Here is a 24,010-nt window from a genome sequence, read left to right as displayed (position 1 = left end):
GTGCGCAAGTTCACTCATGTAGACACAAGCCGTCGAATCGATCAGGGGCCACTTGGCCAAAGCGAGGTTGTTGTTCTGCATTTCCCGGACGGCGAGCAATGGGTAGACATGTTTCACAACTCGGCTGCAGGCGTTCGCGCACAGTGCTTGTCCGACCCCATGCTAGGCGCGGAGGCATTTGACTATGCTCGAGACCGGCTACGAGAGCGCTCGCTTGAGCTGCTCGCGGACCGGCGCATGACATCCACGCTTCGTTCATTCACGGAAATGTCGCTTCGTCATGATTCCCCCAAGGTGTGGATACACCAGGGTCTGTGGGTGCGTCGCGCCCGGCCTGAGGTTCAGGAAGTGCTGGTAGCCAAGTGGCAACGCGCCGCTCCGAGTTGTGCTGACGAAGCCAACCTCCTGAGGTATGGCAGCAAAGCGCCAACGTTTCCGCCTTGGATTGACATTCTGGGCGGGCTATTCGATGAACAATCGCGAGTGCAGGAGGGCAAGCCACGAGAAGCTCGCCCTCGGCAGGTGAACCGTTTCGGGTGCACCTAGCCGCATGTCCACGCGCGGACAAGGCGAAAGAACGAAGAATGCTTGCAAGCGTCAGTGTCGGCCGCGAGAGGTTGCAGTTTGTTGACCGCGCGCATGGCAGATTCCCAGGGGCGAACAACTTCACGATCATCGTGGGGAAGAACGGCACCGGCAAGAGCCGCCTGCTTCGAGCCATCGCTATGGCGTTCCTGGCTGAACAGTCCTCAATCCCAACCATAGTTGACAAGGAACTGCGGAGCAATTTCGAGGCGACCTCTTCTGCGCAATGGACAGAGCCTCCTTCGCGACTGATCGGGCTATCAACCAGCCCGTTCGACAAGTTTCCACTACTGCGTTCTGCACCACCCGGCTACCCATATAGCTACCTGGGCCTGCGGGGACTGCCCAGCGTCAACTTGGGATTGGCCTATCTCGGTCGTATCCTTGGCAAGCTCCTTGAGTCGGTGACCCTTCGACCAGAGACCGCGTCGTCGATCGCCAACGTTCTTCGCTATCTTCGATACGAGCCATCGATCGAGGTCTCCTTCCAAATTCCGCCGCCAGGCGCTATCGATCGCCTGTTCTCGAGTGAACGAACGGCCCTCACTTTGGAATGGGGACAAGCGGCCCGCTTTATTGCTACTCTGAACGAAAAGGAGCGTGAAGCGCTGATTCGAGCTCTCTCGGAGACGCACCCGAAGACACGCGGTCGACGCATGTTGAGCATGGCGATAACACCTGTCGGCGTCGCGGGGACCACGTTTAGATGGCCAGACGATGACGTGCTCCTCCTCCTACGTGCGGGACTATTGAAGTTGGCGAGCGTTTCCCTCCGAAAGTCGGACCAAGATGAACCGTTCAATGTCAGCAGTGCAAGTTCCGGCGAGCAAGCCGTTGTGATGAGCCTCCTTGGGATTGGTAGCCAGATTCAGGACGGGACCGTCGTTCTGATCGACGAGCCTGAGGTCTGCCTGCATCCGGAATGGCAGGAGCGCTACATTCACCTGCTCTTTGAAGCTTTTTCCCAGTACCGGGGCTGCCACTTCATCATCGCGACTCACTCGCCTCAGGTCGTCGCTCAACTCCCTGAAGGCAACTGCTTCGTGCTCTCGATGGAAGATGCACGTCTGAGATCGGCGCGATCCTTCTCAAAGCGCTCCGTCGACTTCCAGCTTGCATCACTGTTTAATGCGCCTGGCTTCAAGAATGAATATCTCCTGCGCTCCGCACTTGGAGCGTTCGCAGATCTAAGCAAAGGTCGCGAGCTGGATGCCGAAGCGAAGAAGGCCGTCCAAGTCTTCAGAAACGTCGTAGGACACTTGCAGGACGACGATCCTGTAAAGGAACTAATCTCCGCCGTTCTCGAATTGGGCGCGCGCAATGCCTGACATTGCCAATCCCGTAGAACTGCCACCACACCTTCACCAACTCGTCGAAGCGAAGCTGGCGGACCCTGCGTTCACACATCGAAATTGGGCTGACGAGGATCTCGTCGAGATCCGATCCTTCATACGCAAGCACTACCGCCTGGAACAGCGCGGCAAGTGTGCATACTGCAAGAGAGTACTGGGAAAGGCCGCGTCGAGTAACTGCCACGTCGAACACCTGTTGCCGAAATCGCTCTACCTGACCTTCCTGTTTGAGCCCAAGAACCTGTGTGCCGTCTGCGCAGAATGCAACACGGTTAAGCGTGCGCAGGAAGCCGCGCACGAGGACGTGGACACGCTCAAGAATGGCGCGGCGAAACGCTATCCGCGCAGCTCCGGTGCGTTCAAGATCGTTCATCCTCACTTCGATGTCTACAAGGAGCACATCGACGTCCTGAGGAACAAGTTCTACGTGCCGAAGACACCCAAGGGCTACTTCACAGTCGCAGCCTGCGACCTGAATGCGCATCTTCGAGAGTTCGGCTGGCAACGGGAGTTCGTCGATGAGGACGCCGCTCGCAAGGCAGCGCAACGATTGATTCAGTCAAAATCAGCAAGCGAGACGGCAGAGGCTATTCGTGATCTCCAGGAATCATTGCTCGAGTTCTGAGCCTGGCCCGAACTTGAGCTGAGTCCGAATCCCAGAGCCATCTTCTTCGCTACTATCTAGACGCGGAGTTGCCCCAGATTGCCGCTCCGCGATCAGCTTGACTACGCATTGCAGTTCATCATGTACGCCTTGCCAATAGAGGGGGACTCGATCCTGCGTCCATTCCTCCAACACCTGTTGGAATGCTGCGACGGCCTCTTCGAGCTGGGCAGTGCCGCCCTCACGCTCACCAAGACTCTTCAACGAACATCCCAGGTTGTTCTGCGTCTCCGCCCAATGGAAGGGCGTACGCACCCGTGTTCTCTCCTCCAACGCCTTTCGATGCGAAGCTACTGCCTCGCGAAGCAGAGATGTTCCAGATTCACGTTCTCCGAGGCTAAGAAGCGCATTTCCAAGGTTGCTCTGCGCCATTGCCCACCTCAATGGCACACGATCTCGCCGCCATCCTTGCAACGCTTCGCGAAACGCGATCACCGACTCCTGAATATCAGCAGTGCCCTGCCCGTTCTCGCCCAGCCTCAGCAACGCAATTCCCAGATTGTTCTGCGTTGCCGCCCAATCGATTGCCGCGCGTTCACGTGTCTGTGACAGCAATGCGCTTCGGAAGGCTGCAATAGCCTCTTCCAGCTTGTCAATCGACGACTCGCGCTCCCCAATTCTTAGCAGGGAAATGCCGAGGTTCTGCTGCGTTATTGACCGTTCCTCCGGAATTCGTTCAGCCTCCCACATCAGGAGTGCCTCACGCAATATCACCGCCGACTCTTCGAGCTTGTCAGTGGTCGATTCACGCTCACCCAGCGTCCTGAGCGCAAGTCCGAGGCTATTTTTGATGGCTGCCCGCTTAGTCTGATTCAAGTGGCCCGCACCGATGCGTAGCGAACTTCGAAGCGTCTGGACGGCCTCCTCTAGGCGAGCGATATCGGATTCGCGCGAGCCGAGCTTCATTAACGCATTGCCCAGGTCAAACAGAGCTCCGGCCCTTGCTCTCGGATGCTGACTTCGGCCGAGTCGATATCGAGCCAAGACAATTGCAATCTGAAGCGCAATGTCTGAGCCTTGGAGATCACCATCCTCCTCAAAGTCCCAAGTCCGTTTCTCGAGAATTTCGTCAACGGCTTCGCTACTGCCGCCATCTAGCAGAGCGAGTTTCAAGATCGCGTCAACGGCACCGTCGGCTCGACGTCTCAGAATCTCGATGGTGACGCGTGCCTCAAGAATTCGACGCCTCCCTGCACGCTGCGCCTCCTCCCTACGCTGTAGTTCTTCGACGTACCGGTTTGCCAGATCGGCTGCCGCGTCGAGATCGCCCTCGCCCGCAAGGTTGGCGAGGCGCTTCAAGGCCTCGTCTGCAGCCCGGTCGCTGCCGCCACTCCTATCCCTTCCCTTGTCGACGAGCCCTGCAGCTCGATCGACGGTGTACGTCATCTCCTGCGTTGCAAGATCGAAGTCGTCAGGCAGGTCTTCGTTTATGAGCCTAGCCAACTGAATCGCCAGTCTGGGTCCCACCTGGCCGACTCCTGCCCCTATCCGGCCGTGCCGTCTCGCGACGGCAAGCAATTCCTGCAACATCTCTTCGTTGCGCGCCGACTGCGCCAGTTGCTTGGCGCTAGCAGCCTCAAGCTGCGTCCCAAGATGCTTGATGCTGTCGTGTGCAGCTTTAACCTCGACTTCGATTCGGTCTAACGATCGAGCGATCGCTGCCACCTTCTCATCGAGCCATTGCTCGATGCTGCCAACATCTTCCAGTCTTGCTTTCAAAGGCTCCGGAACGAGCTCAGCCAGGTGAGTGACAACGTAGTCCGAGAGAGCGTGTGGATTCTGGCTTAGCTGATAGCGAAAGTGACGACGCCAAGCGTCGTACAACGTCACTCGGATTGGGTCGCCTTGCTCCAGACACCACCCCTCGCTCAAGAGTGTGTCAAGAACAGGCGGTTGACCGGCCTTGCCAGACATGTGACAAGCAATCCATTCCCGCACCCTCTCTGCCAGGGCGTCCTGCGCCGCAGATCCCTCTGTTTGTCGCAAGAGCTTTGCCGCCTCGACCGATCCAAGTTCCTGACCTTCCAACTCTTCCAGCGCTTCGTCGCTCAGCACCACGCGGTGCAACTCTCGGATCCATTCAGAGCGAAGGTTGCGCTCCCAAGAAGTACCAGGATCCTCGAACCGAGTTCCTGATCGCAGAAACCTGCGCATCGAGCGAAAAAGGCCTTCGGAAGGTTCGACGCTTGCCGCGAGCCCTTGGGTGAAGCTCACCAGCGCGTTGCGCATGGCCAGCTTCGAGGTCTGGGCCAGCGGATGGTCTTGCGGCAGCTGAACTCGAGTGAACCGCGCATGAAGCCCGGGCCAGACATGGCTCGTTAGCAGGCGGTGAATCTCGTTGCCAAGAACGCCGGCCGGCAGCGACTTCGACTGCTCGACAATGAAGTCCCATGTGGTGCCTGCCAGTGCTGGCGCCACGCACTGAGCAACCCCGGCCACGGCACTTGCAGATAGCGGATCCATCAGCCTCTCCTGGGGCGCCTCGCTGGCGGCGCGCTACCCCACTTCGCATGTTAGTAGCTTGGTCGTCGCCGGCAAACGGTCGCGGCAGCTCTTCGTTGGACGTTTCGACTGCGAGGCCGCTCCTTCGCGCACCACGCCGTCCGTCCAACTTGAATCCATGTCCGGATCACCGATCCCCGGACTTCAGCGGATGCCGCGCTCGCTCAGCACGACCGACACGCTCGCTGCGACAACCGCTTGACCATCCCGAGTCCTGAGGTGTTCAGCTCGGCCAACCGACGCCACGCTACCCGAACCGTTGACGGAACGCTCCAAGCAAGCCCCGTCGTCCTTCGAACTGCATCGGAAGGCCATGCGCCCGCTTCAGGACGTCTTCACGCGGATTCAAGAGCGAAGAAACAGTCAATCGGTCACCAAGACCATTCAAGCCCTGGAGGGCATCATCGGATAGGCCATCGGCATCGTCACGGCGGACGGATCCGCGCCACCTCGCGCGCGTCTTCCGGCGCACCAGGAACCGTCTGGGCAGGCGCCGCGTGCGGACTTTTGCGCTACGGGCTGCCCCCGCCGCGCGCCGTGCCGAACACATAACCCAATATCGACGTCAGCACCGGCAGCAGCAGGTTCATCAGCAGGAACTGGCTGTAGCCGGTCCAGAACTCACGCATCGCGCGGTGGGCCTCGGCCAGGCGCAGCATCAGATCGTTCACCTGCTTCAGCGTTTCGGGCTCGCCGGTGTCAGCGTAGTGCTGCGCGGCGCTGTCGATCAGCGCCAGCGTCGCCGCCACCTCGGGCGGGTGGACGACGTATTCACTGATCGCGATCAGCACCAGCAGCGCCGCGGCCAGCAGGCCGATCATGCCCAGCACCCACGAGGCGAGCTTCAGGCCGCTGCGCTGCAGCCCGGTCATGTCGGCATAGGTGGCGCCCGGGATGGCCGCCGGCGTGGCCACGCGGCCTTCAACGTCCAGTCTCGACGGAACGGCTTCCGGAGTCGTGTCCATGGGGCGCCTCCTTGACGGGAACTCGCGGCGGGACTGCATCCCGGCAGTCGCGGGTGTCCAGAGACGACGGCGTGTCATCGTCCCTGCGGCCGTGAACGGGCCGCGGAATGATCACCCTGGGTTCATTGGAGTCGTCCATCCGGACCTCCCAGCTTCTTGAGCGCTGGAAGCAATTTCAGGGCCGCACACGCGCCAAGGCCGCGGCCGCGCGCACGGCCCTATCTGAAGACGGTTGAGGGCATCAAACGGTTGACCTAACTCCGTTCATCAACGAACGCATGGCCAGACGCGTCACGTCTTTGCCGTCCGGCCTTGCAGAAAAGATCTGCCTGCCATTCTTCTTTTCTTCTGCGGCCCAATTGAGCATCGTCAGAGCCTCCTCGACGATGTCTGTGTTGGTACGGAGCCCGAGCGTGGACTTCAACTCCGCCATGATTTCGTCTGGGACCTGCACGCGAACTTCGGCCATTAGGAACTCCTTCTGGTGGGCGGTTACTTCCCTGTTTTACGGAGAATATGGCCTAAATTTAAGCAGAATTCCGCCGACAGTTGTGGCAATTTTATCCACATTCGGCCATTTCCCCCTAGGAAGTCGGGCCTTCGTCCTAAGCCGTGCGCCTGAATCCAGCCGCGGCCGGGCACGAGGTTTGCCAAAGTGGCAGATCCGGGCACACGAGGGGCGGGCAGCGGTGCCGAATACCAGGGTTCTGACCTTCCGGGGTCCGCAAGCGGCCAGCCGTGCGGCGGGCGCCATCGGCGCGTCCGTCGTCGTCGCGATGCTGGCGCTGGCGATGTACCTGAGCTGGCAGTTGCGCGTGCAGGCCATCGCTGCCGCCACGCGCGTGGCCGAAGACCATACGTTCTCGCTCGCCGCCCATGCGGCGCAGGTGCTGTCGGCGGCCGACTTCCTGGCCGACGGCGTGGCCCGGCGGATCGACGAGAAGCGGCTGGCCACCCCGGCTGCGCTGGCCGGCGAATTCGGCTCGCTGGCCGACCAGCAGATGCTGGCGACGCGGCAGATGAGCTTCGAGGCGATCGATGCGGTCTCGGTGTTCGACGCCGACGGTCGCCTCGTGAGCACCTCACGCGGCTACCCGGCGCCTGCCGTGACGGTGAGTGACCGCGAGGGCTTCATCGCCGCGCGAGACGACCTGAGCGCCGTCACGCATGTCAGCGCGCCGGTTCCGAACCGGGTCAACGGCGAGTGGACGTTCTACGTCTCCCGGCGCCTGAACACGCGCGACGGCCAGTTCATGGGCGTCGTGATGGTCGGCCTGTCGTCGCGCTACTTCTCGGGTTTCTACGCGGCGCTGCGGCTGGACCGCACCGCGCCGAAATCCAACGTGACCTCGATGTCGCTGCTGCGGCGCGACCTCACCGTGCTGGCGCGGGCACCGTACGACGAACGCGGCCTCGGCCACCGCATCGCCCGGCAAGGCGCCTATGGCCCGCTCGCGCCGCCTGGCGTCGGCAACGACCAGCAGGCCGACTTCGAGCCATGGGACGCCACCGCCGCCAACGCCGATCACGTGATGCTGGTCACCCGGGCGATCGAGGGCTTTCCGCTGATCGTCGCGGTGGCGATGCGCGACGACCTCTACCTGGCCAACTGGCGGCGGCAGGCGCAGGGTGTGGGCTGGTTTGCCGGTGCCGCGGCGCTGTTCCTGCTGGCCGCCTTCACGACGCTGGTGCGTGTGCTGCGCCGGCGCGAGCGCTACCTGGAGGAGGTCGAGCGCCTGCGCGCCGCCGCCGAGCAGGCCAGCCGCGCGAAGACCGATTTCCTGGCCACCGTCAGCCACGAGGTGCGCACGCCGCTGAACGGCATCCTCGGCACCGCCGACCTGCTGGTGCGCGCGCCGTTGGCGCCGCGCGAGCACGAGCTGGCGAGCACGCTGCTGACCTCGGGCCGCAACCTGCTGTCGATCATCAACGACATCCTCGACCTGTCGAAGATCGAGGCGGGCGAGCTGGAGATCCATGTCGGGCCGTTCGAGCCGCGCAAGCTGGTGCACGAGCTGCTGGCGCTGTTCGTGCACTATGCCGACAGCAAGGGCCTGGTGCTGTCGGGCCACACCGAGGCCGACGTGCCGCAGGCGGTGATCGGCGACGCGGGCCGGGTGCGCCAGGTGCTGGGCAACCTGGTCAGCAACGCGATCAAGTTTTCGGACCGCGGCACGGTGCAGGTGCGGCTGTCGTACGAGGCTGCAGCGGCCGGGCCGCCGCTGCTGCGCTTCGAGGTGGTGGACACCGGCGTGGGCATCCCGGCCGAGGCGCACGAGCGCATCTTTCTGCCCTTTGCCCAGGCCGACGGCTCGATCTCGCGCCGCTTCGGCGGCACCGGCCTGGGGCTGACGATCTCCAAGCGCCTGGTCACGCTGATGCAGGGCACGATCGCCTTCACCAGCGCCGAAGGCCGGGGCACCTGCTTCTGGTTCGAGCTGCCGCTGCCGGCGACCGACATCACCGTGATGGACCCGCCGCCGGCGCACGCCCATTCCGACTGGACCTTCGCCCACAGCGGCGCGATGCCGTTGATGCCGGTGCACGACGCGCCGGGCACCGGGCACCCGCGCACGCGCCACGTGCTGGTGGTGGAAGACAACGCGGTCAACGCGATGGTGGTCGAGGCCCAGCTCGAGCGGCTGGACTGCCACTGCGACATCGCCTGCGACGGCGAAGAGGCGCTGCACCGCCTCGCCGCCGGGCCCTACGACCTGGTGTTGATGGACTGCATGCTGCCCGGCATCTCGGGCTACGAGGTGGTGCGCCGCTGGCGCCAGATCGAGCAAGAGCGCGGCCTGCGCCGGCTGCCGATCGTGGCGCTGACGGCCAGCGCACTGGCCAGCAACGCCGAAGAAGCGCGGCTGGCCGGCATGGACGACTTCCTGACCAAGCCCTGCACGCTCGACAAGCTCAGCGCGGTCACCCGCCAGTGGTTCGACCAGCAGATGCCCGCCACGCCCCGCTTTGGCGAGCGCTGAAGCCGGGCCGCGAACTGCGGTGAACAGAATGCAGAAACGGGCGCCTCACCTGCAAGGCTCGCGTGGGTTCGGGGTCAGAGTCCGACCAGCACGTATTCGTGCTGCGCGTCGCGCACGGTCAGCGTGCGCTGGTCGCCTTGCCGGCCCAACACGAACTCCACGCCATCGCCGCCTGGCACCACGGTCAGCAGCGAATCGGTGCCATCCAGGTTGTGCCGCGAGCCCATGTCGCTGGCGTACTCGCCGAACACGAAGCGCAGCCTACCGTCCTTGCGCTCGACCAGGATCTCACCGAGCGCCGGATGGTGGTAACGCCCGGCCAGACCTGCCGCCAACCCGGCGTCGGCCGGGAGCGTGAGCTGCTTGCGATCCGCCGCCAGTTCTTCGTAGTAGGCCTTGGCCTGTGCCGTGATCTGCGCCTCGGCTTCGCTGTTCCCATCGAACAGCACTTCGAGCAGCTTGCGGCGGAACGCCGCGGTGAGCAGCCAACCGGGATCGCCATTGACCAGGATGACAGCGCCGACCTGGTGCCCGGGCAACCACATCATGTCGCTGTGAAAGGTCAGATCGCCGCCGTGGTGCACGAGCGGTGTGCCGGTGGACGTGTCCACCAGCAGGCCCATGCCGTAGGTGATGCCGGTGCTGACGTTCGCCTGCGGCACGCGACGGGCCAGCAACGCCTCGCGGGACAGCAGGCGCTTGCCGTCCGGCAGTTGGCCTTCGCCGAGTTCCATTTGCACGTAGTGCAGCAGGTCGTTGACCGTGCTCCACAACCCGCCAGCGGGCCGGATCGGAATGACCGCGAGCGCAGCGCGCTCTTCGGCCAGGGTCATGCGGCCATTGGCGTCGGGCGAGTGCGCTGCGGCAAAGTTGCCCTGCCTGGCATGGGCGAAGTCGTGCGTCGTGCTGGTCATCTTCAGCGGGTCGAAGACGCGGTCCTGCATGGCCTGGTCGTACGCCGCCCCGAGCTCCATCTCCGGGTACGCCACATGGCCACCGATGTAGCCCGCGGCCGCGGCCATCGGGTTGGAGTACTGGAACACCTCGCCGAAGCCCGTCGTCGGCTGCATCGTGCCGAGCATCTTCACGACGCCAGCCGCCGTCAGGTGCTTCGACCCCAGCACCCATTCCAGGTCCTGCCGAGGCATGCCGGTGCAGGCGCAAACCAGGTGCCTGACCTGCACTTGCCGGGTGGTCTCGGCGTTGCCGAGCTCGAAGCCAGGCAGGAGACTGGCCACCGGTGAATCCCAAGCGATCTTGTGCTGATCGACCAGCGTGGCGAGCATCAGTGTCGTCAGCGGCTTGGTGTCCGAGGCGATCATGAATCGCGTGTCGCCATCGGGGCGGCCAGGCTGCCCGAGTGCTTTCACGCCAAAGCCGCCCGAGTAGACGACACGGCCGTCCTGCACCAGGCCAAGAGCCACGCCCGGCACGCCGGTGGCGGCCATCGCCCGCTCGACGAAACCGCCGAGCTCGGCGATCCGCGCCGCGTCGAGCTTGTTCGCGGACTTGCCGGCGAATGATTCGCGCCGGTGGCCCTTGGGCAACAAGCTGCCGAAGATCTGGTTGATTTGCGACGTGTGCCGTTCGGTCACATCATCGGCCATGTCGCGGATGACCACCGTCCATATCGTGCCGGCACGTCGCACCTGCGCCGAGACCTCGCGCTTCTCGCTGGGCGAGGTCTGGTACGAGAAGGCCTGGCGATCGGTCCAGCCATTCTTGGGCGCCAACGGGGTGACCATCTTCTGCGGCCAGTTCGCGCCAGGCTGGAAGACCGCCCAGCCGGCGGCGAGCGCGGCCGCAGCGTCAGGCGCCTCGATGTCGATCAACGCCAGCCAGGACCCGCCCTCGGGCGCTTCGAGGATCGTGGTGGGGCCCCGCACGGCGAGGCGCCAGCCGGCCGGCGCCATGAAAGTGTGGCCGGCCACCGTGGTACTTGGCGTGTCCTTCGCCAGTGCGGGCACCGCCGCTTCCGCGGCCGCCAGCGGCGCAGGGGCCGCCGAGCCAGCTGCGTTGGCCGCGTCGGCCGCAACGGCCCACGGCAGGGTCAAGGACAGGATCACGCACGCCAGGACTCGCATCTAACCCGCGCCCCATTTTTGATGTGGGGCCGGATGATGGGGCCAGGCGGTGGTAGGTGGACGGGTGCGCCGCCGGACGGCAGTTGCCGGCTGACAGAAGGCAGAAAGGGGCGCCCACTTGCGCGGGGCGCCCCTTCGATCAGACAGCCGCCGTCGTCAGCGCTTGATCTGCGAATTCGTGATCACCGGCTGGCCCGCCTTGGCCAGGATGAAGATGCCCGGCAGGCCGTTGGTCTCGAACTTGTCGTTCGGGTTGTCGATCAGCGTCGAGTTGGTGATCGACATCGTGCCGGTGCGGTTGTTGCTGACGAAGAACGAGGCGCCACCGCCTTCGTTGGCGTGGTTGTGCTGGATCTTGTTGCCGCACATCGTCAGGTTGATCGTGTTGCCGTCCTGGTAGATGCCGCCGCCGCTGCCGCCGCCGGGGGTGCCCGGGGCCGGCGGGTTGGCGCCGTTGCCGATCGCGGTGTTGTAGCTGATCAGGCTGTTGTAGATGCTGAAGTTGGTGCCCAGGCCGCTGATCGCGCCGCCGTTGGAGCAGCTGTTGCCGTAGTACGAGCCACCGCCGAAGGTGCTGTGGGTGATGTAGACCGGCGTGGTCGGCGAGGCGCCGAACGCGCGGATCGCCGCCCCACCCAGGTCAGGCCCGGTGGCTTCGCAGCTGTTCTTGAAGAAGCGCGTGTTGACGACCTTCAGCCGGCCGCCGCGGGCGTAGATCGCGCCGCCGCCGTAGACCTCGGACAGGCCATAGGTTTGGCCCTTGGAGTTGCCCTTGGTCAGCGTGATGTTCTGCACCGTCAGGTGCGGCGTGTCCTGGGTGTCGCAGTGGTCGGTCGTCCAGACCTGCTTCGGGTCGCAGGTGTTCATGTAGAGGATGCGGCGCACGTTTGCACCGCTGAGCGTGACCTTGCCACCGCCGTCGATCACGACGTTGGGCTTGTCGTTGAAGACCTTGGCGGTCGCCTTCAGCCCGATCGTGACCGGGTCGGGGCCGCAGTTGAAGGTGATGACGCCGCCCTTGGCAACGGCCGCAACGAACGCTTCAGAGGTGCAGCTGGACGGCGTACCGGTGCCGACCACGCGCGCATTGGCGATGCTGTCGGCTTGCGCGGCGCTGGGCACGGCGCAGTTGCCATCGGGGTTGCCGGTGCCCGGCGTTGCGGCATAGGCGGATCCAGCAGCAGCCAGGGCCAACAGCGCGAGGCGCGACGCGCCAGTGCGTCGGGCTTGAAAGATCGAGGTCAATTTCATGGCTGCCACAGTTCCCGTAGTCTTCACACCCTTCAAGATAGGGGATGTGGCGCCGAAGACTGTGAGCGCATGTGACGAGGTGTGGCCGCCGCCCCGGGGTGGCGGTCTACATCCAGACGCACCTCAGGCGCTTTGCCCCGCAGTTCGGGCGATTCGTTCACGCAGTGCCATGGCCGCGTGAGGGGCCTTTTCTTTCGCGCCGCTGATGAAGAACATGAACACGTCGCGCGGCGCGGCCGACGCCGGCGCAGGCTCCACACGCGGCACGCCGGCGGGTTCGGCCCCGTCGCGCCAGGCCTGGCCGCAAGCGGCCAACTGGTCCAGCGCCTCGGGCGTCACGCCCAGCGGCAGGCTCGAATCGGTGCGCATCATGCGGGTGTAGACGAAGTCGCTGGTGACGTCGGCGAACGAGGGGTATTCGTCTGAATCGGTGAACACCGTCGCGCAGCCGTGGCGGCGGGCCAGCGCGAGGTAGTCGGGGCTCTTGAAGGTCTCGTTCCGCACGTCCAGCACGTGGCGCAGCGGCCGCTCGCCGAGCTTCGAAGGCAGCAGCTTCAAGAAGGCCTCGAAATCGACCGGGTCGAAGCGCTTGGTCGGCGCGAACTGCCAGACGATCGGGCCGAGCTTGTGGGCCAGCTCGGCGATGCCGCTGTTCACGAAGCGCTCGACCGACTCGCCCGCTTCCGCCAGCACGCGCCGGTTGGTGGCGAAGCGCGAGGCCTTGAGCGAGAAGACGAAATCATCGGGCGTCTCGTCGCGCCACTTGGCAAAGGTCTCGGGCTTCTGCGAGCTGTAGTAGGTGCCGTTGACCTCGATCGCGGTGAGCTTGCGGCTGGCGAATTCGAGCTCGCGGCTGTGCGGCAGGTCGGCCGGGTAGAAGTTGTTGCGCCAGGGCTCGAAAGTCCAGCCGCCGATGCCGACACGGATGGCGGGAGATTGCGGTTGCGCAGCGTCGCTCATGCCTGGTTCCCTGGGGCGTTCGAGATGGCTGGCGAGCATACCCGCCGGCAAGGGCACCCTGCCCGGCTGGGGTCAACGCAGGGCGAGCAGGTCGCCGCCCGGCGGCATGGGGGTCAGCACCCGGTGGCGCTCCAGCTCCTGCCGCGGCGGGAACCACATCGTGCGGCTGGGGGTGGCGCGCACCTTCTCGACGAACGCGCGGGCGATGCCGGCGTTGCGGTAGTAGCGCATCAAGACATCGGCATCGACCGTGCGGTCGTCGTCGACACCGGCAAAGCTGGGGCGGTGAAAACCGATGCGGGCGCCAGGCGCGGCGCCGCGCTGGCGGCCGGCCAGCAGCACCATCGTGCAGGCGCTGGCGCACAGGCCGTCGACATAGGTGTCCAGCCCACGCTGGCGGATCTCGGCAGCCACGCCCTCGGCCTCGAACAAGCGGCCCCCGGGCGATTGCAGCCGCACCAGGCGCACGCCCGGCGCGCGCGCCAGCAGCTCGTGCACACGGTCTGCCGAGCCCGCGCCCAGCGTGCCGTGCAGCAGCAGGCTGCGGCCATCGGCGCTGAGCCGGGCATCGATCGGCGCCACCGGGTCCTGCCCGAGCGCGATCTGGCCCATCTCGAAGGTCTGCGCGCCACCATGGCGCGCCGCAAAGGCCAGGCCAAACGCCAGGCCGCCGGCGAGCACCAGCGCGCGCAAGGCCCAGGTGGTCAGCGAGGCACCGGAGCGCTGCGCGCGCCGCCCGGCGGCACGCCACACGCCGATCTTGCAGCAGGCCACCGACAGCAGCATCAGCACCGAGCCGGCGAGTTGCAGCAAGGCCGACAGTTGCAGGCTTTGCGCATCGTCGGCCGCGCGGCCGGCGAGCAGCGCCAGCAGCAGCAAGGGCAGCGCCTGGGCCAGCCAGCCGCCTTCGGTCAACACGCGGCCAGCCCGGCGGACCATCGGCATGGCGTTCGGCGGCTTGGCGTGATTCGGCTGCATCGGGCGGGCTGTTTGAACCACGATGCTAGGAAGACGGTGCCCAGGTGAGCGCCGAAGAAACGGCCAGTGCACAGCCCTTTTCCAAGCCTCGGTGTTTTCCCGCGAAGCGCCCGGAATCGGTAAGCAAGTGTTGACCGGAGCGGCCGGCTGACTAAGACTCGGGTTCGAATCCTTGAACCCAGTTCAGCCCATCGAACTCATGGTCGCGGTTTCCAGCCCTGCACGTGCGCCCCATGCCGCCCTCGGCCTGGTGCCGGCGGTGGCCCGTGCGGTGGCGGTGATGGACTTGCTGGCCCGCCAGCGCGAGCCGCTGAGCATGGCCCAGGTGGGCGCTGCGCTGGCCCTGCCCAAGAGCAGCGTGCACGGGCTGTGCAACACCTTGCTGAACTTCGGCTACCTGCGCCGGGCCGACAACGGCGCGCTGCAGATCGGCCCCGGCGTGATGAGCCTGGCCGAGGCCTTTGTCGCCAGCACCAGCGTGGCCGGCGAGTTCGAGGCACTGTGGCGCGGCGTGCCGGCCCCCGATGAGACGCTGATCCTGTCGGTGCTCAACGGCACCGAGGTGGTCTACGTGGCGGTGCGCAACGGCTCGCGGCCCTTGGGCCTGGGCTTCACGATCGGCATGCGGCTGCCGGCGCACCTGGCCGCCACCGGCAAGGCGATGCTGGCCCACCTGCCGGCGCTGCGGCTGAACGCGCTGTTCCCGCCCGGCCCGCTCGAGCGCCTGACCGGCCGCGGCCCGGCCAACCAGGCCGAGCTGCTGGATGAGCTGGCCACCTGCCGCGAGCAGGGCTACAGCGTCGACGACGAAGGCATCCGTGAAGGCGTCGTCGCGCTGGCGGCGCCGATCTTCGACGCCTCGGGCCAGCCGGTGGCCGGCCTGGGCGTGTGCCTGAACAAGGCGGTGCTGAATGCCGAGCAGTTGAAGCGCCAGCGCGAGGTGGTGGTGCAGGCGGCGCGCACACTGTCGCAGCGGCTGGGCGCCCGGCCCGGGGAGCGCGGATGAGCAGCGGCGACTACATCCTCGAAACCCACGACCTGACGAAGGAGTTCAAGGGCTTTGTCGCGGTCAGCAAGGTCAACCTGCGCGTCAGGCGCGGCCACATCCATGCGCTGATCGGCCCCAACGGCGCCGGCAAGACGACCTGCTTCAACCTGCTGACCAAGTTCTTGACGCCGAGCGCTGGGCGCATCGTCTATGACGGCCACGACATCACCGGCGAGACACCGGCCCACATCGCCCGCCGCGGCGTGATCCGCTCGTTCCAGATTTCGGCGGTGTTCCCGCACCTGACGGTGCTGGAGAACGTGCGCGTCGCGCTGCAACGCAGGCTCGGTGGCTCGTTCCATTTCTGGCGCAGCGAGCGGTGCCTCGACTCACTGAACGATCGCGCGTTGGAATTGCTGGGCGCCGTCGACCTGGCCGGCTATGCCGACGCGAAAGCGGTGGAGCTCGCCTACGGCCGCAAGCGGGCGCTGGAGATCGCCACCACGCTGGCGATGGACCCGCAGCTGATGTTGCTGGACGAGCCGACGCAAGGCATGGGCCTCGAAGACGTGGACCGCATCCGCCAGCTGATCAAGAAGGTCTCGGCCGACCGCACCATCTTGATGGTCGAGCACAACATGAGTGTGGTGGCCAGCATCGCCGACACGATCACCGTGCTGCAGCGTGGGGCGACGCTGGCTGAAGGGCCCTACGAACAGGTGTCGAAGAACCCGGCGGTGATCGAGGCCTACATGGGCAGCGCCAACGTCGAGTTGAAAGGGGCGCATTAGATGAAGGGGGCGCTCGGACGGTTTGCTCTCGGCCCGTTGTTGTCGCGGAGCGTCGACCTGGCCTGCAATGCTCGTGGCGGCAGGGTGGGGGCGGTGCCCCCGGTCGCCGTCCGCTCGCGGGCCACTGTTGGCGAACGGCCTGCCGCATCTCCATCAACACGGTGGTGCCCTGCCGTCGTTGGGGCGACCGCGAATGAGGTCCGGCGCCCGGGAACACCACCCCCACCCTGCAGGCATCGTCGGTGGCGTGGCACGCCGTTGCCTGCCACCCGAGGTGTCCAGGCTGGTGGCTTGGGGTGCGTTCGCAGGCCTTCATTCGCGGTCGCCCCAACCGCCGCGCGAGAGCACGGTGTCGACCGAGAGACGTTGGCATGCGCACCCCGGATCCCCGCGAGCCAGGCCGGAGAACGTGCCCCAAGCCGCCGGCCTCGCGCGACCGCTGCAAGCGCGCCCAGCACACGCCAACCCGCCCGCGAAGCGCACCGGAGCAACTGATGGCCACCCAGCGCTTTCTCGAAGTCAAAGGCCTGCACGCCTGGTACGGCGAATCGCATGTGCTGCACGGCGTGGACTTTCACATCGACGAGGGCGAGGTCGTCACGCTGTTGGGCCGCAACGGCGCCGGCCGCACCAGCACGCTGCGCGCAATCATGGGCCTGACCGGCTCGCGCAAGGGCTCGGTCAAGGTGCATGGCACCGAAGCCATTGCGATGGCCACGCACCGCATCGCCCGGCTGGGCATCGGCTACTGCCCCGAAGAGCGCGGCATCTTCTCGAGCCTGTCGGCCGAAGAGAACCTGATGCTGCCGCCGGTGCTGGCGCCCGGTGGCATGCCGATCGAGCAGGTCTACGCGATGTTCCCGAACCTGAAGGAACGCGCGAACAGCCAGGGCACGCGCCTCTCGGGCGGCGAGCAGCAGATGCTGGCAGTCGCGCGCATCCTGCGCACCGGCGCGAAGCTACTGCTGCTCGACGAAATCTCCGAAGGCCTGGCACCGGTGATCGTGCAGAAGCTGGCCGAGATGGTGGTGGCGCTGCGCCGGCAGGGCTACACGATCGTCATGGTCGAGCAGAACTTTCGTTTCGCCGCGCCGCTGGCCGACCGCTTCCTGGTCATGGAGCATGGCCACGTCATCCAGCAATTCACCCAGGCCGAGCTGCCGTCGCGCATCGAACGCCTGCACGAGTACCTCGGCGTCTGAACGCCCTCATTCACCCCACGGAGACACCGCATGAAGCTCTCGAAAATCGCCGCCGCCTGCACCTTCACCGTGGCTGCAGCAACCGGCGCCCAAGCCCAGATCTCGGGCGACGTGGTGAAGATCGGCATCATCACCGACATGTCCAGCGTCTACGCCGACATCGACGGCGCCGGCGGCGTCGAGGCGATCAAGATGGCGATCGCCGATGCGGGCGGCTCGGTGGCCGGCAAGAAGATCGAAGTCGTGTTCGCCGACCACCAGAACAAGGCCGACGTGGCCGCAGCCAAGGCCCGCGAGTGGTTCGACACGCAGGGGCTGGACATGCTGATCGGCGGCACCAACTCGGGCACCAGCCTGGCGATGGCCAAGGTGGCGGCCGAGAAGAAGAAGCCCTTCATCGTCGTCGGTGCGGCCACCTCGGCGCTGACCAACGACCAGTGCACGCCCTACACCGTGCACTGGGCCTACGACACCGTGGCGCTGGCCAAGGGCACCGGTGGTGCGGTGGTGAAGGCCGGCGGCAAGACCTGGTACTTCCTGACCGCCGACTACGCCTTTGGCGCGGCACTGCAAAACGACACCAGCAACGTCGTCAAGGCGGCCGGCGGCACGATCGTCGGCTCGGTCAAGCACCCGCTGGCAGCGAGCGATTTCTCGTCGTTCCTGCTGCAGGCGCAGGCGAGCAAGGCGCAGATCCTGGGCATGGCCAACGCCGGTGGCGACACGATCAACACGATCAAGGCGGCCAACGAGTTCGGCATCACCAAGACGATGAAGCTGGCCGGCCTGCTGGTCTTCATCAACGACATCCACTCGCTGGGCCTGAAGACCACGCAGGGCATGTACCTGACCGACAGCTGGTACTGGAACAAGGACCCCGAAGCCCGCGCCTGGAGCCGCCGCTTCTTCGAGAAGATGAAGCGCATGCCGTCTTCGCTGCAGGCGGCCGACTACTCGGTGGTGACCAACTACCTGGCCGCCGTCAAGGCCACCGGCAGCGACGACGCCGACAAGGTGCTGGCGCAGCTGCGCAAGACCAAGGTCAACGACGTCTTCGCCAAGGGCGGCTGGATCCGCGCCGACGGCCGCATGGTGCACGACATGTACCTGATGCAGGTGAAGACGCCCGAGACCTCGACCGAGCCGTGGGACTACTACAACGTGGTCGAGACGATCAAGGGCGAGGCCGCTTGGACAACCAAGGCCGATTCCAAGTGCTCGCTGTGGAAGTGACCGCCGGGCTCGCGCCGCCACGGGCCGGGTGCTGACGCCAACATGGAGATCTTCGGCATTCCCCTGCAGGCCTTTCTCGGCCAGCTGATGCTGGGACTGGTGAACGGGTCGTTCTACGCCATGCTCAGCCTCGGGCTGGCGGTGATCTTCGGCCTGCTGGGGATCGTCAACTTCGCCCACGGCGCGCTCTACATGATCGGCGCCTACGTGGCCTGGTATGGCTTCGAGCACTTCGGCCTGAACTACTGGCTGGCGCTGATCGTCGCGCCGCTGGTGGTCGGCGCGCTGGGTGTGGTGATCGAGCGCACGCTGCTGCGGCGCCTGTACAAGATCGACCCGATCTACGGGCTGCTGCTGACCTTCGGCCTGGCGCTGATCGCCGAAGGCGTGTTCCGCGACCAGTTCGGCGTCTCGGGCCAGTCGTACTCGGTGCCCGAGGCGCTGCAAGGTGCCACCAACCTCGGCTTCATGATCCTGCCGAACTACCGCGCCTGGGTGGTCGTTGCGTCGTTGCTGGTGTGCTTCGGCACCTGGTTTGTCATCGAACGCACGCGGCTCGGCTCTTACCTGCGCGCCGGCACCGAGAACCCGGCCCTCGTGCAGGCCTTCGGCATCAACGTGCCGGTGATGGTGATGCTGACCTACGCTGCCGGCGCCGGCCTGGCGGCGATCGCCGGCGTGCTGGCGGCACCGGTGATCCAGATCACGCCGCTGATGGGCAGCAACCTGATCATCGTCGTCTTCGCCGTCGTCGTGATCGGCGGCATGGGATCGATCCTCGGCTCGATCCTGACCGGGCTGATGCTGGGCATCGTCGAGGGCCTCACCAAGGTCTTCTACCCCGAGGCCTCGAACATCGTCGTGTTCGTCATCATGGCCATCGTGCTGATGATCCGGCCGGCCGGCCTGTTCGGGAAGGAGAAGTGATGGACGCTGGCGCCGCCTCGCTCGCCCGCGCTTCGCGCATCGCCTGGGGCGTTGGCCTGCTGCTGTTGATCGTGGCGCCGTTCGCCGGCGTCTACCCGATCTTCATGATGAACGCGCTGTGCTTCGCGATCTTCGCCTGCGCGTTCAACCTGCTGCTGGGCTTCACCGGCCTGCTGTCGTTCGGCCATGCGGCCTACTTCGCCGCCTCCGCCTACGCGACCGGCTACCTGGTGCGCAGCGCGGGCTGGTCACCCGAGCTGGGCGTGTTGGCCGGCACAGCAGTTGCCGCCGCCACCGGGCTGGTGGTCGGGCTGATCGCGATCCGCCGCCAGGGCATCTACTTCGCGATGATCACGCTGGCGATGGCGCAGATGGTCTATTTCGTCTTCCTGCAGGCGCCGTTCACCGGCGGCGAAGACGGGCTGCAGGGCGTGCCACGCGGCATGCTGTTCGGCCTGCTGCCGCTGGCCAACGACCTGGTGATGTACTTCGTCGTGCTTGCGGTGTTCGTCGCAGTGTTCCTGTTCGTGATCCGCATCGTGCATTCGCCCTATGGGCAGGTGCTGAAGGCGATCCGCGAGAACGAGCCGCGCGCGGTTTCGCTGGGCTACAACGTCGACCGCTACAAGCTGCTGGCGTTCGTGCTGTCCACCGCGCTGGCCGGCTTGGCCGGCTCGCTGAAGACGCTGGTGCTGGGCTTCGCCACGCTGTCGGACGCGCACTGGTCGCTGTCGGGCGAGGTGGTCTTGATGACCTTGCTGGGCGGCATGGGCACCTTCGCCGGGCCGGTGCTCGGCGCCTTCACGATCATCGGGCTGCAGAACTTTCTCGCCGACCGCGTGGGCTCATGGGTCACGGTGATCATCGGCGCGATCTTCGTCGTCTGCGTGGTGGCGTTCCGCCGCGGCTTCGTCGGCGAGGTGCTGGCCTGGCGGCAGCGGCGCAAGGGCTCTGACGCTCCGCGCTGACGTTCGGCGCCGACCGTCAGCGCCGGCGAGTGCGGTGGGTCATGGCGCCCACCAGTTGCCCGACACGGTGAGCAACACATGCAGGCGGACTGCGTCGCCGTAGTACTCGACCGTGCTGCCGTAGTCGCCGCCGGTGATCGACGTCCACAGGCTGTTCATCCAGGCCTGGCCTTGCGTACCGCCGAACATCGCGTTGACGGCCATCGGCGCGGTGAAGACCAGGTCGCGGTGCTTGTCCATGGCCTCGCCGTTGGGCCCATTCTTCACGAAGTAGCCGTCGTGGATCTTGCGCGGCACGCCGCCGGTCTTGCCGCGGATCCACGACGCCATTTGCTGCTGGGCCGCCTTCATGTCGGTGCGGCCGTCGTTGAGCCATGACAGGGCCAGCCGCCACGGGGTGCGACACGCGTTCCAGAAGAAGTCGCCATCGTTGCGGGTCTCGAGCCACTTGCCAGTGACCGGCACCCACAGGCCACCTGAGCGCACCATGAAGTCGGGCATCAGGCCGGTCTTCTCGCTGCCGTGTGTGAACTGGTCGTTGACCGCGGCCGAGATCGCCCCGTAGACCTTGTTCCACTTGACGGCGTTGGCCGTGTCGTACCGGGCGAAGGCCAGGATGTGGCCGGTCATGAAGTCGGACGGCCGGGTGTAGTTGACGTCGTCGCCGCGGGTCCAGTCGCCCACCGTCAGGTTCCAGTAGGTCGGGTTGACGTCGTACTGCAGGATGTCGTGCATCACCTCGAGCGCGCGGGCCCGGTAGTCGATGGCGCCCGACGAGCCCCATTGCACATGGGCCAGCAGCAGCGCATAGGCCACGTCCAGGTCGCCATCGGTGGCCGACACCCGGCCCGCCACATCGGTCATCACGCCGTTCGTCAGCGTCTGCTTCCAGGCCATCAGGTGGGCGCCGTGCTTGCTGGGGTGGTGGGTGAAGTACTCGTACATCGAATCGACGGTCGGCTTGTCGGCCATGTAGGCGGCCAGCACCATGCCGTAGCCATGTGCCTCGGACACCGTGGAGTTGGTCTTGTCGTACTTGATCCACGCGCCCTGCCCGCCCTCGGTGCGCAGGTAGTTGGCCTTCCAGGCGTCGTACTGGCTGCTGACCTTGGCGTCCATCACCGCCTGGGAGACGTGGCTGGGTTTGATCGCGCCCGCGGTGTAGACCACGTGCTGCGGAAAGGGCCGTGCCGCAGCATGCACTTCGGTGACTGCCGCGCTGGCGCGCTCCGGTCGCTGCTCGGCCTGCTGCTCGAGGCCATCGTCGGCATTGCCGCCGCATGCGACGAGCATGGTGGTGACCAGCCCAGCCAGCGCGGCGCAAGCCAGGCTCAGTTGGCGTTGAAGCGTCGTCATCGTCAGTTCCTTTCGAGTTCAGCGAGCCATCAAGAAAAAAGGGCCCCACCTTGCGAGCGGAGCCCTCTGTCCCAACGAGAGGAAACTTACCAGCCGATGCTGACCGTGGCGGTCGTCGGCGCGGGCGTGTGCAGCGACGAGCTGTAGTTCCACACGTCGTCGTACGGGAAGCCGTACGACTGCTTGGCGACGTTGTGGTCGTGCCAGAACTTGGCGAACCAGTTCGCGGCCTGGCCACCCGGGTAGAAGTAGTTCGAGTTGCTCCAGTGGTCCGGGTCGTCGACAACGTGGCGGTTCAGCGCCGCGCACATCTGGGCCTGGATCTGCAGCTGCTTGTCGTAGGCCGGCGTGCCCGGCGTGGTGCCGGTGGCGTCGTTCAACACGCCGTTGCCGAGGAAGGCTTCCGCCGTCGTCGGGGCACGGTAGATGTTGTAGGTGCCCTGCCCGTCGGTGAACTCGAAGCGCCCCCCCACCACGTGGCCGGTGAAGGTGCCTTGGGCGTTGGTGAAGGTCAGCGTCTGCGTCGTGTACTTGTTCCACACACTCTGGATGTAAGAGTCCATGTAGTGCGCGTTCGGACCATCGGGCTTGAAGGTGCCATGGCCCGGGGCCACGATGCGCCACGGTGAATACGGCGCCTGCGACAGGCTCTTGAACTCGGTCGGCACGTTGGCCTGGAAGGCCGAGAACAACGCGTCGCGGGTCTCGGTTTCGCCCACCGTGCGGTCATAGCCGCCCAGGCCCTGCAGCCGCAGCTTGACCGGGAAGCCGAAGTGATCGACGCGGGTCGTGTTGCCGAAGAAGCCCGATTCCGGAACGATCGCCATCTCGATGAAATCGAAGTAGACGTCGATGTTCGGGTCGTTCGGGTTCTCGATGTTGGCGCCGGCGTAGCCGATGTTGCCGTTGCCGTCGACCAGCACCTTGATGTACATCGGGCTGCCGATGCTCAGCATCATGCGGGCCGAGTTGATCGGCGGAATGGTGACCGACTTCGACTGCGACAACGGGATGAAGTAGTTGGTGTAGGCCTCGCCGTTCTTCCACAGCGCGCCGTTGTCGGACACCTGCATCGGGATCAGGTTGCCGTTCACGTCGACATGCACGAACTGGCCGGTGGCCCAGTCCTTGCCGATGATCGACCAGTAGACCTGCGAGTCAGGGTAGACGCCGCGGGTGTTGTTGACCATGTTGAAAGTGGTGCGCTTGTTCCAGGTGCCCACGCCGATCCAGTAGTCGGCCGTCACGACACCCGACTCGCCCATGCCCGACTTGGTGGCGATCGCGCGCAGCGTCTGCGAGCTGGAGACAGTCACCGGGCCGCTGTAGGTGGGCGACGAGGCGGTGGGCGACGAGCCGTCGAGCGTGTACTTGATCGTCGCGCCCGCGGTGGCGCTGGTCATCGTCACCGAGGTGGGCGAGCTGAACGATCCACCCCACGGGCTGAGCACGGGCGCCGCGGCATTGCCGTCGCCACCGCCGCTGTCGAACTTGTAGACGGCCTTCGCGACGGCCGACTTGGTCAGGCCGCTCTTGAAGCCGACGGCCTTGATCGTCGTGGCCTTCTTGACGGTGATCGGTGCGGTGTAGGTCGGCGAGGTCTTGCTGGGGGTCGTGCCGTCCAGCGTGTAGTGGATGGTCGCACCCGCGGTGCTGGTGGCCAGCGTCACGTTGACCGCCGAGGCGTAGGTGCCCCCCGGCGGGTTGAAGGTCGGCGTGACCACCTTGTCGCCACCGCCGCCGGAGCCGATGGTGTAGGCGAACCACGGCGTGTCGTAGGCCGGTGTGCCCTTGTTGTAGGTGAAGCTGTAGTCGATGACGTTGCCGTTGGCGACCGGCTGCACGATCTGCTCGTAGCGCGCGTTGCCGGCCACCCAGCTCATGCGGATGTTCTGCTGCGGCCCGCTGTTGAGCTTGTAGTGCGCATCCACCCAGGTGGTCGTGCCCGAGGTCGGCTTGAACCAGATGGTGGCGACGCTGCCGCTGACAGCCACGCCCTGCGTGTAGTCGTCCGAGGTCTGGGCTTGCGCCGGCAAGGCCCACAAGAAGAGGCTGGCCCACGTCAGGGCGAGCCAGGCAGCAAGTCGTCGCATCGGGTGCTCCATTGATGACCGAGTGAATCAAGTGCCGCGACAGCAAGCCCGGCATTTCTCAGCGGGCCGATGGTAGGCCGGCGGGCGCACTGTTGAAAGCGCTTTCCCAACACTATCGGGAAAGCACCGA

The 24,010-nt window shown here is 65.6% G+C and carries 18 protein-coding genes; 9 read left to right on the top strand and 9 right to left on the bottom strand.

The window, feature by feature from the left end:
• Positions 1 to 584: 584 nt before the first annotated feature.
• Together ACE3SG_RS01765 and ACE3SG_RS01760 are read left to right on the top strand one after the other, a co-directional pair.
• The gene (locus ACE3SG_RS01765) at positions 585 to 1,913 is read left to right on the top strand and encodes an AAA family ATPase (protein WP_374562209.1); all 1,329 of its coding nucleotides are present in this window, start codon (positions 585 to 587) and stop codon (positions 1,911 to 1,913) included.
• Positions 1,906 to 2,562, top strand: a complete 657-nt coding sequence (locus ACE3SG_RS01760) for an HNH endonuclease (RefSeq protein ID WP_374562208.1) — start codon at positions 1,906 to 1,908, stop codon at positions 2,560 to 2,562. The genes ACE3SG_RS01765 and ACE3SG_RS01760 overlap by 8 nt, the downstream gene beginning before the upstream one ends.
• Here the strand turns inward: ACE3SG_RS01760 and ACE3SG_RS01755 are convergent.
• The 3 genes from ACE3SG_RS01755 to ACE3SG_RS01745 form a co-directional block, all read right to left on the bottom strand.
• Complete coding sequence (locus tag ACE3SG_RS01755; protein WP_374562206.1) at positions 2,545 to 5,064, bottom strand: tetratricopeptide repeat protein; 2,520 nt, start codon at positions 5,062 to 5,064, stop codon at positions 2,545 to 2,547. The genes ACE3SG_RS01760 and ACE3SG_RS01755 overlap by 18 nt on opposite strands.
• A gap of 551 nt (positions 5,065 to 5,615) precedes the next feature.
• The gene (locus ACE3SG_RS01750; protein WP_374562205.1) at positions 5,616 to 6,068 is read right to left on the bottom strand and encodes a hypothetical protein; all 453 of its coding nucleotides are present in this window, start codon (positions 6,066 to 6,068) and stop codon (positions 5,616 to 5,618) included.
• A gap of 241 nt (positions 6,069 to 6,309) precedes the next feature.
• Positions 6,310 to 6,537 carry a hypothetical protein gene (locus tag ACE3SG_RS01745; protein ID WP_329720164.1) on the bottom strand — a complete coding sequence of 76 codons (228 nt, stop codon included), beginning with the start codon at positions 6,535 to 6,537 and terminating at the stop codon, positions 6,310 to 6,312.
• Between the two features lie 220 nt (positions 6,538 to 6,757).
• Between ACE3SG_RS01745 and ACE3SG_RS01740 the strand changes: the two genes are divergently transcribed.
• On the top strand, positions 6,758 to 9,049 hold the full coding sequence (locus ACE3SG_RS01740; RefSeq protein WP_374562204.1) for an ATP-binding protein: 2,292 nt from the start codon (positions 6,758 to 6,760) through the stop codon (positions 9,047 to 9,049).
• 74 nt (positions 9,050 to 9,123) lie between these two features.
• Here the strand turns inward: ACE3SG_RS01740 and ACE3SG_RS01735 are convergent, their stop codons facing one another.
• From ACE3SG_RS01735 to ACE3SG_RS01720, 4 genes are all read right to left on the bottom strand, one after another.
• Positions 9,124 to 11,103 carry a serine hydrolase domain-containing protein gene (locus ACE3SG_RS01735; protein WP_374562203.1) on the bottom strand — a complete coding sequence of 660 codons (1,980 nt, stop codon included), beginning with the start codon at positions 11,101 to 11,103 and terminating at the stop codon, positions 9,124 to 9,126.
• Positions 11,104 to 11,289: 186 nt separating this feature from the next.
• Positions 11,290 to 12,384 carry a hypothetical protein gene (locus ACE3SG_RS01730; RefSeq protein WP_374562202.1) on the bottom strand — a complete coding sequence of 365 codons (1,095 nt, stop codon included), beginning with the start codon at positions 12,382 to 12,384 and terminating at the stop codon, positions 11,290 to 11,292.
• Between the two features lie 123 nt (positions 12,385 to 12,507).
• On the bottom strand, positions 12,508 to 13,344 hold the full coding sequence (locus tag ACE3SG_RS01725; RefSeq protein WP_374562201.1) for a DUF72 domain-containing protein: 837 nt from the start codon (positions 13,342 to 13,344) through the stop codon (positions 12,508 to 12,510).
• 72 nt (positions 13,345 to 13,416) lie between these two features.
• Positions 13,417 to 14,322, bottom strand: coding sequence for a hypothetical protein (locus ACE3SG_RS01720; RefSeq protein ID WP_374562200.1), 906 nt, complete (start codon positions 14,320 to 14,322; stop codon positions 13,417 to 13,419).
• A gap of 199 nt (positions 14,323 to 14,521) precedes the next feature.
• On the opposite strand from ACE3SG_RS01720, the gene ACE3SG_RS01715 reads away from it, so the two are divergent.
• From ACE3SG_RS01715 to ACE3SG_RS01690, 6 genes are all read left to right on the top strand, one after another.
• Positions 14,522 to 15,328, top strand: coding sequence for an IclR family transcriptional regulator (locus tag ACE3SG_RS01715; protein ID WP_374562199.1), 807 nt, complete (start codon positions 14,522 to 14,524; stop codon positions 15,326 to 15,328).
• The gene (locus ACE3SG_RS01710; RefSeq protein ID WP_374562198.1) at positions 15,325 to 16,101 is read left to right on the top strand and encodes an ABC transporter ATP-binding protein; all 777 of its coding nucleotides are present in this window, start codon (positions 15,325 to 15,327) and stop codon (positions 16,099 to 16,101) included. The genes ACE3SG_RS01715 and ACE3SG_RS01710 overlap by 4 nt, the downstream gene beginning before the upstream one ends.
• A gap of 494 nt (positions 16,102 to 16,595) precedes the next feature.
• A complete protein-coding gene (locus ACE3SG_RS01705) occupies positions 16,596 to 17,303 on the top strand; it encodes an ABC transporter ATP-binding protein (protein ID WP_374562197.1) in 708 nt (235 codons plus the stop codon).
• A gap of 30 nt (positions 17,304 to 17,333) precedes the next feature.
• Entirely contained in the window at positions 17,334 to 18,536 is a 1,203-nt protein-coding gene (locus tag ACE3SG_RS01700; RefSeq protein WP_374562196.1) for an ABC transporter substrate-binding protein, read from the top strand.
• 42 nt (positions 18,537 to 18,578) lie between these two features.
• Positions 18,579 to 19,463 carry a branched-chain amino acid ABC transporter permease gene (locus tag ACE3SG_RS01695; RefSeq protein ID WP_374562195.1) on the top strand — a complete coding sequence of 295 codons (885 nt, stop codon included), beginning with the start codon at positions 18,579 to 18,581 and terminating at the stop codon, positions 19,461 to 19,463.
• Entirely contained in the window at positions 19,463 to 20,431 is a 969-nt protein-coding gene (locus tag ACE3SG_RS01690) for a branched-chain amino acid ABC transporter permease (protein WP_374562194.1), read from the top strand. The genes ACE3SG_RS01695 and ACE3SG_RS01690 overlap by 1 nt, the downstream gene beginning before the upstream one ends.
• Before the next feature lie 39 nt (positions 20,432 to 20,470).
• Here ACE3SG_RS01690 and ACE3SG_RS01685 read toward each other — a convergent pair whose 3' ends face one another.
• Both ACE3SG_RS01685 and ACE3SG_RS01680 read right to left on the bottom strand, forming a co-directional pair.
• Positions 20,471 to 21,787, bottom strand: coding sequence for a glycosyl hydrolase family 8 (locus ACE3SG_RS01685; RefSeq protein ID WP_374562193.1), 1,317 nt, complete (start codon positions 21,785 to 21,787; stop codon positions 20,471 to 20,473).
• Positions 21,788 to 21,873: 86 nt separating this feature from the next.
• Positions 21,874 to 23,880, bottom strand: a complete 2,007-nt coding sequence (locus ACE3SG_RS01680; protein WP_374562192.1) for a beta-1,3-glucanase family protein — start codon at positions 23,878 to 23,880, stop codon at positions 21,874 to 21,876.
• Between the last annotated feature and the right edge of the window lie 130 nt (positions 23,881 to 24,010).

It is taken from the genome of Ideonella sp. (assembly GCF_041914305.1).
Classification (GTDB): Bacteria; Pseudomonadota; Gammaproteobacteria; order Burkholderiales; family Burkholderiaceae_C; genus Ideonella.
The sequence above is the reverse complement of the archived record's forward strand: the minus strand, read 5'-3'. Positions and strand labels throughout refer to the sequence as shown.

Excerpts from the sequence above, each read along its gene's own strand:
- ACE3SG_RS01760 (WP_374562208.1), top strand. The coding sequence starts at position 1,906 with ATGCCTGACATTGCCAATCCCGTAGAACTGCCACCACACCTTCACCAA.
- ACE3SG_RS01715 (WP_374562199.1), top strand. The coding sequence starts at position 14,522 with ATGGTCGCGGTTTCCAGCCCTGCACGTGCGCCCCATGCCGCCCTCGGC.
- ACE3SG_RS01710 (WP_374562198.1), top strand. The coding sequence starts at position 15,325 with ATGAGCAGCGGCGACTACATCCTCGAAACCCACGACCTGACGAAGGAG.
- ACE3SG_RS01700 (WP_374562196.1), top strand. The coding sequence starts at position 17,334 with ATGAAGCTCTCGAAAATCGCCGCCGCCTGCACCTTCACCGTGGCTGCA.
- ACE3SG_RS01685 (WP_374562193.1), bottom strand. The coding sequence starts at position 21,787 with ATGACGACGCTTCAACGCCAACTGAGCCTGGCTTGCGCCGCGCTGGCT.
- ACE3SG_RS01765 (WP_374562209.1), top strand. The coding sequence starts at position 585 with ATGCTTGCAAGCGTCAGTGTCGGCCGCGAGAGGTTGCAGTTTGTTGAC.
- ACE3SG_RS01745 (WP_329720164.1), bottom strand. The coding sequence starts at position 6,537 with ATGGCCGAAGTTCGCGTGCAGGTCCCAGACGAAATCATGGCGGAGTTG.
- ACE3SG_RS01755 (WP_374562206.1), bottom strand. The coding sequence starts at position 5,064 with ATGGATCCGCTATCTGCAAGTGCCGTGGCCGGGGTTGCTCAGTGCGTG.
- ACE3SG_RS01690 (WP_374562194.1), top strand. The coding sequence starts at position 19,463 with ATGGACGCTGGCGCCGCCTCGCTCGCCCGCGCTTCGCGCATCGCCTGG.
- ACE3SG_RS01695 (WP_374562195.1), top strand. The coding sequence starts at position 18,579 with ATGGAGATCTTCGGCATTCCCCTGCAGGCCTTTCTCGGCCAGCTGATG.
- ACE3SG_RS01705 (WP_374562197.1), top strand. The coding sequence starts at position 16,596 with ATGGCCACCCAGCGCTTTCTCGAAGTCAAAGGCCTGCACGCCTGGTAC.
- ACE3SG_RS01720 (WP_374562200.1), bottom strand. The coding sequence starts at position 14,322 with ATGCAGCCGAATCACGCCAAGCCGCCGAACGCCATGCCGATGGTCCGC.
- ACE3SG_RS01730 (WP_374562202.1), bottom strand. The coding sequence starts at position 12,384 with ATGAAATTGACCTCGATCTTTCAAGCCCGACGCACTGGCGCGTCGCGC.
- ACE3SG_RS01680 (WP_374562192.1), bottom strand. The coding sequence starts at position 23,880 with ATGCGACGACTTGCTGCCTGGCTCGCCCTGACGTGGGCCAGCCTCTTC.
- ACE3SG_RS01725 (WP_374562201.1), bottom strand. The coding sequence starts at position 13,344 with ATGAGCGACGCTGCGCAACCGCAATCTCCCGCCATCCGTGTCGGCATC.
- ACE3SG_RS01750 (WP_374562205.1), bottom strand. The coding sequence starts at position 6,068 with ATGGACACGACTCCGGAAGCCGTTCCGTCGAGACTGGACGTTGAAGGC.